Genomic DNA, 13,078 nt, shown 5'->3' on the forward strand with positions numbered 1-13,078 from the left:
TCGCGCGCCGGCCATGTCATCTCAATTCAACGATGGACAGCGAATAAATGGAGCGGGCGATGAGATTCGAACTCACGACCCTCACCTTGGCAAGGTGATGCTCTACCCCTGAGCTACGCCCGCTCATAATCCTGCGTGACAGGGCCCCGGCCAAGGCCGGGAGGCGGGTATATCGCGCATCGCGCCAGGTTTGGCAAGCCCGCCTGTTCACCGCATCGGCAGTGCGGCGGCGGGCCTCGCCAAGGCTTGCACGCGCCTGCCGGACAAGGCTAATCGGGAGGTCATGACACACGCGCCGCAACCGCCCGCCCCGCCGGTCAGCCGGGCCGATCTGTTCGCCTTTTTTGACGCGCTGGGCGTCGCCCATCGCACGGTGGAGCATGCCCCGGTTTTCACGGTGGCCGAGGGCGAGGACATCAGGGCGGACATGCCCGGCGGGCATACCAAGAATTTGTTTCTGAAGGACAAGAAAGGCGAGCTGGTGCTGATCAGCGCGCTGCAGTCGACGCAGATTGCGCTCAACCAGCTGCACAAATTGATCGGCGGCGGGCGACTGTCGTTCGGGTCGGCGGAGCTGCTGGTAGAGGCGCTGGGGGTCACGCCCGGCTCGGTGACGGCGTTCGCCATCATCAATGATCCAGGCCATCGCGTGCGCTTCATTCTGGACCGGGCGCTGATGGACCATGAGATCGTGAACTTCCATCCCCTGAAGAATGACGCGACCACGGCGCTGACCAGCGCTGACCTTCTGCGCTTTGTGCGGGCGCTGGGCCGTGAGCCCGAGGTGCTCGACCTGGCCGCCCTCAGCGCCGGTTGAGGCTTGCAAGCGCGCGCGCAAGCGGCCACCTAGAGCGCAAGCGGTTCGACACATCTTTCTCGAGGAGCAGACCCCATGGAGATTATTGGCGCCAGCGGCCAGAGCCCGGCCCCGTCCGCTGCGGGCGGTGATGACCTCATCCGCAACGGCACAGACAAGAGCTTCATGGCCGACGTGATCGAGCCGTCCAAGACCGTGCCCGTGCTGGTGGATTTCTGGGCGCCCTGGTGCGGCCCGTGCCGCCAGCTGACCCCCGTGATCGAGGCCGCCGTGCGCGCGGCCAAGGGCGCGGTGAAGCTGGTGAAGATCAATATCGATGAAAACCCCGGCATTGCCGGCCAGCTGCGCATCCAGTCCATCCCGGCCGTAATCGCCTTCCAGAACGGCCAGCCGGTGGACGGCTTCATGGGCGCCCTGCCCGAAAGCCAGATCAAGCAGTTCATCGCCCGCCTGTCCGGCGCGGTGGATGGCGCGGCGGTGGAGGATCTGATCGCGCGCGCCCATGAGGCCTTGGCGGCGGGCGATGCGGGCGGCGCGGCGCAGGATTTTGCCCAGGCGCTGCAGATGGACAAGGACAATCCCGAGGCCATCGCGGGGCTGGCGCGCCTCTATCTGATGAGCGGCGATCCCGATCAGGCCAGGGCGCTGATCGACAGCGCGCCCGAGACCAAGAAATCCCACCCCGCCATCGCGTCCGTGCGTGCCTCCATGGAGCTGGCCGGTGAAGTAGAAGGGGCCGACGACCTCGACGCCGCCGAGCGGCGCGCCTCGAAAGCCGCCAGCGATCCCGAAGCGCAGTTCGCGCTGGCCCGGGCGCGTCTGGCGGCGGGCGATATGGAGGGCTGCGTGGACGCGCTGCTGGTCTCCATATCGCTGGACCGGGAATGGAACGAGTCCGCCGCGCGTCAGCTCCTCCTGCGCGTGTTCGACGCCTCCGGCCCCATGTCGGAGCTGGCCAAGTCCGGCCGGCGGCGCCTGTCGTCCATCCTGTTTGCGTGAGGTAAACCTGCGCGGCGCTAGAAGCGGGCGCGCAGGCCGACCGCCACATAGCGCGGGCGATAATTGACGCGCTGCAGTTCGGTGGTCCGGTTGTCGAAGAAGACCTGATCGCCCGAATTGGGGTTCCAGATCGCGCCGATCCGGCCGCCGTGCTCATATCCGGCGCTCAGATTGACCGATACATTCTGACTGACAGGCAGGTTCACACCGGCTTTCAGCGATCCGGTGAAGTCCCAGTCCCGGCGGCTGTCTGTCGTGTTGATCGTGAAGTTCTGATCAGATGGCGGACAGATATTGCACAGGACCGTTTCCTCGCTGCGCAGGCTGGAGCGGGTGTTGGCCAGGCCGGCCGTCGCCTTGAAGAAGGGGATGAACGGCCCGATCGAAAAGTCGCCCGGCCGTCCCCCGGCGCGGATGCCGATATTAAGGCCATAGCGGTCATTGCTGGCGCGCTGGTCGCGCGATTGCTCGATATTGACGCCGCCGCCGGTATGCTGGCTCCAGCCTTCGAAATCCTGGACCATGGAGGCGTAGTAGAGCGTGATGAAAAGCTGCGCGCAGGCCAGCGAGTCAAAACCCCGGAACCCGTAATCGCCGCTGACGTCCCAGGCCCGCCATTCATTGCGGGCTTCATGGACCGAGCCGAAATTGCTGACATTGATTCCGGACGAGCCGGACGGCGAAAGCGCGCCGTAAACAAAGCCGCTGTCGCCGCTTCCGCCCGGGGCGATCACTGTCATGTCGCTTTGCGTTTCGCGGCTGGTGCGAAAGCCAATAGAGGCTCCAGGCTGAATGCGTGTGCGCCCGCTAACCGTGCTCGCCACCGGCGGCTCAGATGTGACGGGCACGTTGATCGCGGCGCCATAGGCGTGCGCGTAACCTGTTCGTGACGTGGCCGCGCCGAAGCGCTCGCCGCTGGACGGGGTGTCGCGCTGGAAACCGATGCCGGTCCCCGGCAGGTTCAGATTGGCCCGCCCGTAGTGACCGGAAACACCGAACCTGAGAGCGTCTGCCGGCTGCCAGGGAGGCGGCGTCAGATCGCCATAGGGCCGGCGTCCGGCCAGCAGATCGTCCAGCAGATCGAGATACTCTCTGAGGGCCGGATCTCCGCCGTCAGCTCTGGTTTCGCTGCCTGAACGGATCAGTTCGGACGCAGTGTCTTCACGAAGGCGCTCGACTTGCTGGCGTTGCCGGGGCGTCAGCGTGTACTGGCGCGCCGCGCCCCGCACCCGCGCCGCTGTCACCGTCATGCCGGCCGCGGCCTGAGTGTTCTCATGCGCGCCGGCCTGGCCGTCAGTGGCGGCAGCCGGGCCCGCAAAGGCGAAAAGGGCGGTGGCCACGCCGGCTGCGCCCGCCAATAAAGAGGTCCGTCCTGTGACCGGATGTCTGGACATTAATCTGCTCCCCGAAAATCAAACCCTGACGGGCAAGGATGTGCCGCCGGCTGACCCCCGATGCCGAGGGGAGGACAGATAATGACGTTTCAACCTGAGGCGTCGTCATCCATTTGGATGAGGCGCCAGGGCGTCCTTGCCGATCACGCCCAGAAACGTGACGGTGGCCCGGATGATGTCCGCCTGGGTGCGTGCGCCCATCTTGTCACGCAGTCGGGCGGCATGGGTGCGCACCGTGTTGATGCTGACAGCGCGCGCGCGGGCGATGTCCTGAAGGCTGAGGCCTGCGGCCAGCGCCAGGGCGACATTGAGCTCTGATGGCGTCAGCCCGTACAGGGCGGCGAATTCCAGCCGCGCGTGTTCGCCAGGCTCGGCTGTGCCCGCCAGCGTCAGGTCCACCGTCACGGCGGCGAACACGGCGGCTGTCTCACCGCGATTGGCCCAGGCATGGGCAGTGCGGCGCTGGACCACCGTATCGAAGGGATAAAGCGTGACCTCGCTGTCCGACAGGATCAGCGTCAGCTCGCCCTGCAGCACAGTGATGTAGTCGATGGTGTCGGTCCGGTGCATGCCGGGGTGATGAGCGGTGTCCACGCGCACGGTTTCAGTGCCCTCGAACGCGGCCGCGTAATAGGCGTCGAGTTGCTCAGGGGTGATGTGGGGCCGGTCGGGCGGCACGATGATGAACTGGAACGTGGTCGCGCCGCGCGGCGGCGCCAGCGGCAGGCGTACGATCTCCTGGTGGGGCGGATCGCGCAGGGCGTCGGCATTGCGCCGGGTGAACCAGTGGACTGCCCGGAAATCACCGGGCGAGACATGCGAATCCTTCAGGACGTAGGATTTGCCCTGTGCGTCTGCGGCGGTCACGACCCGGCGAAAACTGCGTTTGGCCATGCGGTCTCCCGGTCATGAGCGGGCGCAGGCTTTCAGATCACGGCAATCTGAAAGGAGGGGACGATATTGCAGCCTCCCCATGCGCCGCTAGATTGGCGCGCAAGAGCAAACCCCGGTTCCGGAGGCCAAGGCAAGCCATGAGTGATGCAATCGACGAGTTCGGCCCCGAAGAGCAGAGGGGCCGCGTGCTGGTGATCGCCGGATCGGACTCCTCGGGCGGGGCGGGCATCCAGGCCGACATCAAGACCGTGACGGCGCTGGGCGGTTATGCCGCGACGGCCATCACGGCCGTGACGGTGCAGACCACGATGGGCGTCAGCGCGGTGCATCCCGTGCCGCTGGACATCATCACCGGCCAGATCGGCGCCGTGCTGGACGATATCGGCGCGGATGCGATCAAGACCGGCATGCTGGCGAGCGCCGATGTGATCGAGGCGGTGGCCAGGGCGCTGGATGCGGCGAAGGCGCAGGCGATCCCGCTCATCGTGGATCCGGTGATGGTCACCTCGTCCGGCGCCCGGCTGGTGGATGACAGCGCATTGGCGGCGATCAAGTCGGTGCTGGTCCCGCGCGCGGCGCTGATCACGCCCAATATACCCGAAGCCGAGGCGCTGACCGGGCTGTCAATCGAGGACCTGGACGGCCAGCGGGCCGCCGCCGAAGCGCTGCTCAAGGCGGGCGCGCGCGCCGTGCTGGTGAAGGGCGGGCATCTTGAAGGCGGGGACGTGATTGATTGTCTGCTCACGCGCAACGGCATGCGCCTGTTCACCCGTCCGCGCCTGCGCACCCGCCACACCCACGGGACGGGCTGCACGCTCGCGTCGGCTATCGCTGCGCTGATGGCCCAGGGCCTGGCGCTGGACCGGGCGGTGGAGCAGGCCGGGGATTATCTGCACGAGGCGATCCGCCAGGCGCCCGGCTTCGGCAAGGGCTCAGGACCGGTGCATCAGGGCTGGACGGTGCAACGCAGCTTCGCCAGCGCGCCGGTGCGCGAGGGGTAGAGGTCAGGGGCCGGGTCGGGGGGTCAGCCAGTCAGGGGTCGAGATCCAGCTCGTACAGGTCATCGAAGGTGAGCACCCGCCCGGCGCCCGCAATGGCCTCGGCGATGTCCGGCTGGGCGGCGAGGGCGAGAAGGTTGGCGCGCGCCTGTGTCTGGACATCAAAGGCCGTGGCGCGCTCGTGGGTTCGGTAGTCATGAAGCATGGCCAGCACCGTCTCGGCGCCGCCGGGCGTGCTCACCTCCTCGCGCAACACCGCCTCGGCCTCTTCAATCCGGCCGATGTGCAGCAGGGCCCTGAGATAATCGGTCGAACCGCCGTCCCGCAGGTTTTCCAGTTGCGCCTCTGCGTCGTCCCGGTCGCCGGCCTGAAAGGTTGCGACCGTGCGTACGCGCGCCACGATGGCGTGGCCCCGGCTGGTCAGCATGTCCTCGTCGACCTGTTCAAGCGCGTCCAGCGCCTGCTGACCCCGCCCGGCCATGACATGGCGATGGGCGATATCGACGATATGGCCGCCCGCCATCTCGGGCCGGTCGGTCGCTCCGGCCGTATGCGCCGCGCGCCAGTACATCGCCTCGGCTCCATCGTCGTCGCCGCGGGCGCGCAGGACATCGCCCAGCCGCGTGTACAGATTGGCATGATACTCCCAGGCGTCCGGGAATCGCTCGCCAGCCTCAACGCGCTCGAGCAGAGACTGCGCCACCGCGTGCGCGCCATCCAGATCACCCAGATGCAGCAGGTTGGCGGATAACATGACGCCGGTGCGCAGGGCAGGCCGGCGCGATTGCAACTCGGCCCGCAGCGCCTCGGTCTCGCGCTGCAGCCCCCTGCGGACCTCGGTGAGTTCGTCAAATCCTGACCAGGTCCACAGCTCCGCGTACCGGCGCGCCGCGCGCAGATCGATCAGGGCGGAGGCGCCGACCAGGCGGCGCGCCTCATCCATCGCCTCGTTGATCCGGCCCCGTTTGACATGGGCTTCGATGACCATCTGGCGCACCCAGTCCAGACCGGCGGGACCTTCCGGCGGCGTCCACCGGCGCAGCAGCGCGTCCAGGAACGCATCCAGCTCCGCCTCGTAGCCGAAACCGCGCAGGCCCTGCGCAACAGATTCAAGGTGATTGGGGCGGACCTGCTCAAAGAGTCCTTGTTGCGCAGCCGGAGCGGCGACTTCCGCTGCGGCTTCCGGCCAGCGCGCGTCGAGAGTGTGGATCATGAACAGGTAATAGCCGAGACCAGGCAGGCCGGGGTGGATCTCCCGCGCCTCCAGCATGTAGGGAAGCGCGCTGTCGTGGTCGCGTTTGAAATAGTGCGCGGCGCCCATTTCCATCGTGACTCCCGCCCGGAAAAGGGCGGGGAGCCGGGCATAGGCCGGCAAGTCTTGAAGCGCCTCGCCGGTGGTCAGAACGTCGTCCCACCGTTCTTCATTGATGGCGCTGAAGAACTCCAGCCCGAGGCGGGTCGGATCATCCGACGCTGACGCCGCTGTATGCGCCCCTGCAAATATCGCCAGCGCAGCCGCGGCGGCTTTCAACCATGTCATGACGCCGCCCTCCCGCGTGAGGCGAACATGATGGGCAGGCACGGGCGGTGTGGCAAGCCGGTTTCAGGCGTTCAGCCCGCCCGGCCGCACACCCGGTCAGTCCAGTCGGCGAAGTCGGACATGGCCTGCTCATAGCCCAGATCGTGCAGGGTTTCGTGGCGTCCTTGCGGGTCGAAGCGCATGGTCACGTCGGTGAAGCGTGCGGCGTGGAGGCGCGCTGCGAGGGTCTTCACGGCCGCGCCCTGATCGACCACCGGGTCCTGGCCGCCGGCGGCGAGATGGATGGGCAGATCGGCGGGCATCAGGCGCAGCGCCGCCTCGTCTTCACTGCGCAGCGTGCCTTCGACCAGGCTGCGCCACATGGAGATCGACGCCGGCCAGCCTGCCATGGGGTCGGCGATATAGGCGTCCACCTCCTCGGGCAGGCGCGACAGCCAGTCATACTCGGTACGCGCGTCTTTGAACTTGCGCCCCCACGCCTTGAAGGTCAGCGCCTCCATCCAGGTCGAGGGATCGGTCGCTTTCTTGAACAGGGCTTCGATGGACAGGACCGTGCGGATCAGGTCCGCGCGCGAGCCCATGGCCAGATTGGCGTTCCAGATACCCAGCCCGTCCACCGCGCCCTTGCGGGCCATGGCGTGGGTCATGGCGGTGACACCGCCCATGGAGTGACCAAACAGGATCAGCGGCAGGTCTTCGAACCGGGCGCGCAGATGGTCCTCCACCGCACGGGAGTCGGCCACCACCCGGCTCCAGCCATCGCGCGCCGCAAATACGCCGCGCGGCGCGTCCGGCGCGATGGTTTCGCCATGTCCGCGCTGGTCCTGCACGGCCACATGATAGCCGCGCGCGCTGAGAAACTCCGCAAAGCGCTGATAGCGCCTGGAATGCTCGGCCAGACCGTGATGGATCTGGATGATCCCGCGGGCGCCGCCCTGCGCCTGCGCCACCCGCAAGCGGATGTGCGCGCCGGTCGGGCTTTCGAGGGTTTCAGCCTGGAAGCTCATGGAAAGGCGTTCTCCTGCGCGCGTCAAACGGTTAGCGTTGCGCCGGGCACCATAGCCGCGCCGGGGGAGGACGTCATGGCACAAACCGCATTGCTCGCCATTGATCAGGGCACCACATCCAGCCGGGCGTTGGCGTTCGATCTGACCGGGCGCGTGATCGCCACCGCGCAGGAGGAGTTCGCGCAAGGCTATCCCCGGCCGGGCTGGGTGGAGCATGACCCCGAAGTGATCTGGGCCACGGTGCTGTCCACTGCGCGCAAGGCGTTCAGCGCCGCGGAGGATCAGGGATACCGGATCGCCGCGCTGGGCGTGACCAATCAGCGTGAGACCACGCTCGTTTGGGACCGCGCCAGCGGGCGGCCCATCCACAACGCCATTGTCTGGCAGGACCGGCGCACGGCGGATTCCTGCGCCCGGCTGCGCGCGGACGGGGCGGAGGAGATGGTCGCCGCGCGCGCGGGCCTGGTGCTCGATCCGTATTTCTCCGCTACGAAGCTGGCGTGGATTCTCGACGCCGTGCCCGGCGCGCGGGCGCGGGCGGAGGCGGGCGAGCTGGCCTTCGGGACCGTCGAAAGCTTCCTTATCTGGCGCCTCACCGGCGGGCGGGTGCATGTCAGCGACGCCACGAACGCCAGCCGGACCAGCCTCTATAATCTCGCGCAGGGCGACTGGGATGACGAGCTGTTGCGCCTGTTCGCGATCCCGCGCGCCGTGCTGCCGGTCGTCGCCGATTGCGCCGGAGAGTATGCGCAGACTGATCCAGTGATCTTCACCCGGCCCGTGCCCATCAGCGGCGCAGCCGGCGACCAGCAGGCCGCCGCCATCGGGCAGGCCTGCCTCAAGCCAGGCGAGATGAAGTCCACCTACGGCACGGGCGCCTTCATGCTGGTCAATACTGGTGATGCGCCTGTGCGGTCCCGGGCGCGGCTTCTCGCCACCACCGCCTGGCGTCTCGGTGGCCGCTCATCCTTCGCGCTGGAGGGCTCTGTGCTGTCAGCGGGCGCCACCATCCAGTGGCTTCGCGACGGGCTGGGCCTGATTTCGCGGGCGTCGGAAGCGGCCGGCCTCGCCGCCGGGGCTGATCCGGACAGCGGCGTGTATCTGGTGCCGGCTTTCTCCGGCCTCGGCGCGCCGCACTGGGACCCGGACGCGCGCGGGATCATCACCGGTCTGACGCGCGGATCGGGCAAGGCGGAGATCGCACGCGCGGCGCTCGACAGCGTCGCCTACCAGACCCGCGATCTCCTCGCGGCCATGCAGGCGGACGGGGTGAATGTCAGCACACTGAAAGTCGATGGCGGCATGGCGCGCGACGCGGGCTTCCTGCAGCGCCTGTCCGATCTGTGCGCGGTGGAGACGGTGCGCCCGGTCAATACTGAATCCACCGCCTGGGGCGCGGCGTTTCTGGCGGGGCTGGGCGCGGGCCTGTTCAACTCCATCGAGGATGCGCGCGCGCTCTGGCGCGCCGACCGCAGCTTCCGCCCCGAACTCGACACGGCTGCCCGCACCCGCCTGCTGGCGGGCTGGGACGCGGCGGTGAAGCGGGCGCTGGGGTAGGCGCTACACCCTCTTGCTGACAGCAATCGCCGCGTGGCAGCCGGCTTTGATCGCGGCGGAGAGAAGCGGGTAGCCCGGCGCACTGCGCGCGCCTTCGTCCACGGCGAGATTCTTGTGAGCCACCTCCTCGTCGCGGAAGCGGGTGATGCGGTCAACAAGCTCGGTTTCGCCCATGGCGTGGAGCTGGGCGATCTGCTCGTTGTAATGTTCTTCGATCACCGTCTCGACCGCTTCGGTGCAGGCATGGGCGGCGCGTTCGCCCATCAGGGCGGTGACGGCGCCCAGCGCATAACCGGCCGCGTTCCAGATCGGCGCCAGCACGGTGGGGCGGGCGCGCCCGGCGCGGATATCGCCGTCAAAGGCGTCGAGATGGTGCTGCTCGTCCGCCTCCATCTCGCGCAGCTGGCGGGCGATACGCGACGTGGCGCGGTTTGATCCGAACACCGCGCGCTGGCCCTTGTAGATGCGCACCGCGCCATATTCGCCAGCATGGTCCACGCGGAACATCGCCGCGATGGCGCGCGGATCACGGGCGGGGCCGGGGCGGCGGACGGGGCGGCGTTCAAACGGTGCGCTCATGATGCGCTCCTTGCGGGCTTGCGAAACAGGACAATGAGGGAGATAGCGCACAGCGCGCCGCTGAACAGCACATTGTATCCGGCCATGGAAATCCCGAAGAGCGACCAGTAGACCTCGTCGCAGGCGACCAGAACCTGAGGCGTGTCCATCTGGGCCATCATATCTTCCAGCGTTACGCCGGTCATGTCCGCCGCGGGGCAGCGCGTATCCAGAAGACCGTATTCCAGCCCGGCATGGCGCACGGCGCGCCATGTGGCGAAGGCGAACAGGCCGGCCATCAGCGCGGAGCCGGCGCGCACGGCGAGACCCGGCAGGGGCGGGCCAAACCGGTAAAGTGCGAACAGCACGATCCCGGCGATCAGCGGCCAGACATGGGCCCAGCGCTGGTCGATGCACAGCGGACAGGGCGGCAATCCGCCGAATATCTCGAACGCAAACGCGCCCGCCAGCAGGGCGCCGGACCCGGCCGCACCCAGCAGCGGCCAGACATCCGGGCGCAGGGCCTGGTCAACACCGCGCAGGACAGGATGAGCCGGGGTCTCCATGGCCCTGACCCTAGCGGGTTCATCGCCCGCCGGGGAGGGGGCGCGTCGCCGCAGGACGCGCGAGAGCGCGATCCCGGTCAGCACAAGCGCCCCGGTCCCGGCGGCCAGGACATGCGGATTGCCGGCGCCCCAGCCCGCTGCGGCCCGCAGCGCGTCGCTCAGAAGATCCAGAAACGCCAGTCCGAACAGCGCAAAGCCGACGATCAAGAGGGTGATCCAGCCCAGGCCCAGCACCAGCCCGGCCAATAGAACCAACCCGTCGCGGGTGATCAGGCCGATGGCGGCGATGGCGATGCCGATGCCCGGCGCGGTGTTGGTGGTCGGCAGAGGCACCAGGATCGACGTGCAGAACACCACAAACAGAACGCCCGTCACCCGCTCGCCAATGGGCCCCGTCAGAACGCTCAGGCGCGGGCGGGCCAGCATTTCGATCCAGCCGAACCATTTACGTGCGCCTTGCGCCGTGCGCTGGAGCGACGCCAGGCTCAGGCGCCGCGCGCCGAATTTGGCCGGCATCCAGGGCTGGTCGCGCCCGGCGGCCATCTGCAGGGCCAGCGCCATCATCGGCAGGGCGACGATCTGGGGCACGCCATAGAGGAAAGGTATGCACACCGGGATCGCCAGGACGAACAGGATCACCCCGAAAGCCCGCTCATTGAGCCTCGCGCCGAGCTCGGCCAGGGTCAAACCCTCCGGCGGCGCTTCGGCGGCGATGACCTCCAGCGCCGCGATCAGGCCGCGGCGCGGCGCGGCGGCATCGGGTGAGGCGTCTGCTGAGGCGTCTGGGCCGGACATGGCGGCTCCTGGGCAGGCACCGGAGGGGCGCGGAGAGGTGAGGCCTCACCGATAGGCGGGAATGGCCGGCGCAATCAAGTGCGCGAGGAAGGTCGCGCCCGGCCCGTAGCGGCGCCCGCGCCTCTTCACACCGCGCCCGGTTTGAGGCATGGAAAGCGTCCAGTCATCGAACATGCGCGGGCGTGGCGGAACTGGTAGACGCAGGGGACTCAAAATCCCCCGGCCGCAAGGCCTTGTCGGTTCGAGTCCGACCGCCCGTACCAGTACAAAGCCAAATTCGGCCTGCTGCTGAACTGGTTACAAAGCTTGGTGCTCTCTCGCGGTGGCAGCGCCGTTCGATGTCCAGCGGGGGTTGGGCTTTCAAGCCTGCGTCAAAGCCAGGCCGGATTTGTTTACATGTCGCCATCACGTGTTAAAAGTTACGCATATTTTTAACGTGAGCGCTGCAACGTGTTAAAATCCACCTATACCATTCCGTCCCTGCCGCCGCCCGTCGAGCTGGAGACCGTGCCCGTGCTCAAGGCTCTGGCGGCAGCCAATCGCGCTTTGGCCGAGCTGAAAGGCCGGGCGGGAAACATCCCCAATCAGGGCATCCTGATCGACACGCTGGTTTTGCAGGAGGCGAAGGCCTCATCCGAGATAGAGAATATCGTCACGACCCATGACGAGCTGTTTCAGGCCGATCTCTTCCCGGATGGCCCGCTCTCTGCGGCGGCCAAGGAGGTCGCGCTGTATCGCGACGCGCTGAAGCTCGGCTATGACCGGATGCAGACCGCTGATCGTCTCATCACCAATAACCACCTGATCGAAGTTTTCCGCCTTCTCAAAGGGCGCGATGACGGATTCAGGACCCTCCCTGGGACCGCCCTGAAGCACGACCGCACCGGCGCAATCGTCTATGTGCCGCCCCAGGACGGGGGCCAGATCGTCGCGCAGATGTCAGCGCTGGAATATTTCATCAACGCCGATGACGCTTGCGCGCTTGACCCGCTGATCAAGATGGCGGTGATCCACCATCAGTTTGAGAGCATCCACCCTTTCCCGGACGGCAACGGACGGATAGGACGCATACTGAATGTCCTGTACCTCAGCCGCACGGGCCTCCTGGATATCCCGATCCTCTATCTCAGCCGCCACATCACACGGACCAAGAACGATTATTACCGCCTGCTGCAGCAGGTCAGAGACGCGCAGGGCGGCGCTGAATCGTGGCAGGCTTGGGTGCTCTACATGCTAGAGGCGGTGGCCAGCACGGCCTCCACCACGCTCGGCCTGGTGGAGGCCATCCGCGGGCAGATGGCTGGCATGAAGCATCATATGCGTGAAGACCTGCCCAAGCTCTATTCGCAAGACCTGCTGAACAATCTGTTCCGTCACCCCTACACCCGCATCGATTTTGTGATGCAGGATCTGGGCGTCACACGTCAGACCGCCGCCAAATATCTCGACACGCTGGCGAGCCACGGCTTTGTGCGCAAGCATCAGGCCGGACGGCACAACTACTACATCAATGCCGCCCTGGTCGGGCTGTTCATTGATCCCCCGGAGGGGAATGGGTGATGGAAACGAAGGCGCAGGGGACTCAAAATCCCCCGGCCGCAAGGCCTTGTCGGTTCGAGTCCGACCGCCCGTACCATCCTCTCTCGATCCGCTAATCGAAATTCACTCACGGTTCAGACCGCGCTGGGCTATGCTCGCGTCTCGGCGTTGCGCTGGAGGGAGACGCGTCATGAAGTTTCTGGCTGATCTGTTCCGCCCGATCCTGACCATAATCGTTACGGTTCTGGTGGGTGCGTTCCTGGCGTCGGTGTTCTGGCCGCCAGCCAATGTCTGGATTGTCGATCTGATCCCCGCCTGGGGTCATCTCACGCCCGCGATCGAGCAATGCCGCGAGTGGCTCGGCATTCACCAGCCGGTGGAAGACACGCCCTGGTGGCGCTTCTGGGACTAGAA

Annotated in this window: 12 protein-coding genes and 2 tRNA genes; 7 read left to right on the plus strand and 7 right to left on the minus strand. The window is 67.0% G+C overall.

The genetic code is table 11. From position 1 onward, the window contains the following. Positions 1–48: 48 nt before the first annotated feature. Positions 49–123, minus strand: a tRNA-Gly gene (locus L2D01_02700). A gap of 160 nt (positions 124–283) precedes the next feature. On the opposite strand from L2D01_02700, the gene L2D01_02705 reads away from it, so the two are divergent. Both L2D01_02705 and trxA read left to right on the plus strand, forming a co-directional pair. Continuing rightward, positions 284–817, plus strand: coding sequence for a prolyl-tRNA synthetase associated domain-containing protein (locus tag L2D01_02705; protein WBQ10698.1), 534 nt, complete (start codon positions 284–286; stop codon positions 815–817). A gap of 75 nt (positions 818–892) precedes the next feature. Further along, positions 893–1,816, plus strand: a complete 924-nt coding sequence (gene trxA / locus L2D01_02710) for a thioredoxin (protein WBQ10699.1) — start codon at positions 893–895, stop codon at positions 1,814–1,816. Positions 1,817–1,833: 17 nt separating this feature from the next. On the opposite strand, the gene L2D01_02715 is transcribed toward trxA, so the two are convergent. Together L2D01_02715 and L2D01_02720 are read right to left on the minus strand one after the other, a co-directional pair. After that, positions 1,834–3,156, minus strand: coding sequence for a hypothetical protein (locus L2D01_02715; protein WBQ10700.1), 1,323 nt, complete (start codon positions 3,154–3,156; stop codon positions 1,834–1,836). A 159-nt stretch (positions 3,157–3,315) separates the two neighbouring features. After that, positions 3,316–4,104: a LuxR C-terminal-related transcriptional regulator gene (locus L2D01_02720; GenBank protein ID WBQ10701.1), complete on the minus strand. Its 789-nt coding sequence runs from the start codon at positions 4,102–4,104 to the stop codon at positions 3,316–3,318. Between the two features lie 137 nt (positions 4,105–4,241). Between L2D01_02720 and thiD the strand changes: the two genes are divergently transcribed. Next, the gene (gene thiD / locus L2D01_02725) at positions 4,242–5,105 is read left to right on the plus strand and encodes a bifunctional hydroxymethylpyrimidine kinase/phosphomethylpyrimidine kinase (GenBank protein ID WBQ10702.1); all 864 of its coding nucleotides are present in this window, start codon (positions 4,242–4,244) and stop codon (positions 5,103–5,105) included. Between the two features lie 31 nt (positions 5,106–5,136). On the opposite strand, the gene L2D01_02730 is transcribed toward thiD, so the two are convergent. Together L2D01_02730 and L2D01_02735 are read right to left on the minus strand one after the other, a co-directional pair. Continuing rightward, positions 5,137–6,642 (minus strand): hypothetical protein, encoded by a 1,506-nt coding sequence (locus tag L2D01_02730; GenBank protein WBQ10703.1) that lies wholly within the window; start codon positions 6,640–6,642, stop codon positions 5,137–5,139. 71 nt (positions 6,643–6,713) lie between these two features. Further along, positions 6,714–7,649, minus strand: a complete 936-nt coding sequence (locus L2D01_02735) for an alpha/beta hydrolase (protein WBQ10704.1) — start codon at positions 7,647–7,649, stop codon at positions 6,714–6,716. Positions 7,650–7,724: 75 nt separating this feature from the next. On the opposite strand from L2D01_02735, the gene glpK reads away from it, so the two are divergent. Then, on the plus strand, positions 7,725–9,206 hold the full coding sequence (gene glpK, locus L2D01_02740) for a glycerol kinase GlpK (protein ID WBQ10705.1): 1,482 nt from the start codon (positions 7,725–7,727) through the stop codon (positions 9,204–9,206). Between the two features lie 3 nt (positions 9,207–9,209). On the opposite strand, the gene L2D01_02745 is transcribed toward glpK, so the two are convergent. Together L2D01_02745 and L2D01_02750 are read right to left on the minus strand one after the other, a co-directional pair. Further along, positions 9,210–9,785, minus strand: a complete 576-nt coding sequence (locus L2D01_02745) for a demethoxyubiquinone hydroxylase family protein (GenBank protein WBQ10706.1) — start codon at positions 9,783–9,785, stop codon at positions 9,210–9,212. After that, positions 9,782–11,125 carry an exopolysaccharide biosynthesis protein gene (locus tag L2D01_02750; GenBank protein WBQ10707.1) on the minus strand — a complete coding sequence of 448 codons (1,344 nt, stop codon included), beginning with the start codon at positions 11,123–11,125 and terminating at the stop codon, positions 9,782–9,784. Before L2D01_02750 ends, L2D01_02745 begins: the two co-directional genes overlap by 4 nt. A 176-nt stretch (positions 11,126–11,301) precedes the next feature. On the opposite strand from L2D01_02750, the gene L2D01_02755 reads away from it, so the two are divergent. The 3 genes from L2D01_02755 to L2D01_02765 all read left to right on the plus strand — a co-directional run bounded on the left by L2D01_02755 (position 11,302) and on the right by L2D01_02765 (position 13,076). Next, positions 11,302–11,388 (plus strand) — tRNA-Leu (locus L2D01_02755). Positions 11,389–11,575: 187 nt separating this feature from the next. Then, on the plus strand, positions 11,576–12,685 hold the full coding sequence (locus L2D01_02760; protein WBQ10708.1) for a Fic family protein: 1,110 nt from the start codon (positions 11,576–11,578) through the stop codon (positions 12,683–12,685). A 169-nt stretch (positions 12,686–12,854) separates the two neighbouring features. Next, a complete protein-coding gene (locus L2D01_02765; GenBank protein WBQ10709.1) occupies positions 12,855–13,076 on the plus strand; it encodes a hypothetical protein in 222 nt (73 codons plus the stop codon). Positions 13,077–13,078: the final 2 nt, after the last annotated feature.

Source organism: Hyphomonadaceae bacterium ML37, assembly GCA_027627685.1.
GTDB lineage: Bacteria > Pseudomonadota > Alphaproteobacteria > Caulobacterales > Maricaulaceae > Oceanicaulis.

What these genes read in the sequence shown, in the direction of transcription:
- glpK (WBQ10705.1), top strand. Translation starts at nt 7,725, where the DNA reads ATGGCACAAACCGCATTGCTCGCCATTGATCAGGGCACCACATCCAGC.
- L2D01_02735 (WBQ10704.1), bottom strand. Translation starts at nt 7,649, where the DNA reads ATGAGCTTCCAGGCTGAAACCCTCGAAAGCCCGACCGGCGCGCACATC.
- L2D01_02720 (WBQ10701.1), bottom strand. Translation starts at nt 4,104, where the DNA reads ATGGCCAAACGCAGTTTTCGCCGGGTCGTGACCGCCGCAGACGCACAG.
- L2D01_02730 (WBQ10703.1), bottom strand. Translation starts at nt 6,642, where the DNA reads ATGACATGGTTGAAAGCCGCCGCGGCTGCGCTGGCGATATTTGCAGGG.
- L2D01_02705 (WBQ10698.1), top strand. Translation starts at nt 284, where the DNA reads ATGACACACGCGCCGCAACCGCCCGCCCCGCCGGTCAGCCGGGCCGAT.
- L2D01_02745 (WBQ10706.1), bottom strand. Translation starts at nt 9,785, where the DNA reads ATGAGCGCACCGTTTGAACGCCGCCCCGTCCGCCGCCCCGGCCCCGCC.
- L2D01_02765 (WBQ10709.1), top strand. Translation starts at nt 12,855, where the DNA reads ATGAAGTTTCTGGCTGATCTGTTCCGCCCGATCCTGACCATAATCGTT.
- L2D01_02750 (WBQ10707.1), bottom strand. Translation starts at nt 11,125, where the DNA reads ATGTCCGGCCCAGACGCCTCAGCAGACGCCTCACCCGATGCCGCCGCG.
- thiD (WBQ10702.1), top strand. Translation starts at nt 4,242, where the DNA reads ATGAGTGATGCAATCGACGAGTTCGGCCCCGAAGAGCAGAGGGGCCGC.
- trxA (WBQ10699.1), top strand. Translation starts at nt 893, where the DNA reads ATGGAGATTATTGGCGCCAGCGGCCAGAGCCCGGCCCCGTCCGCTGCG.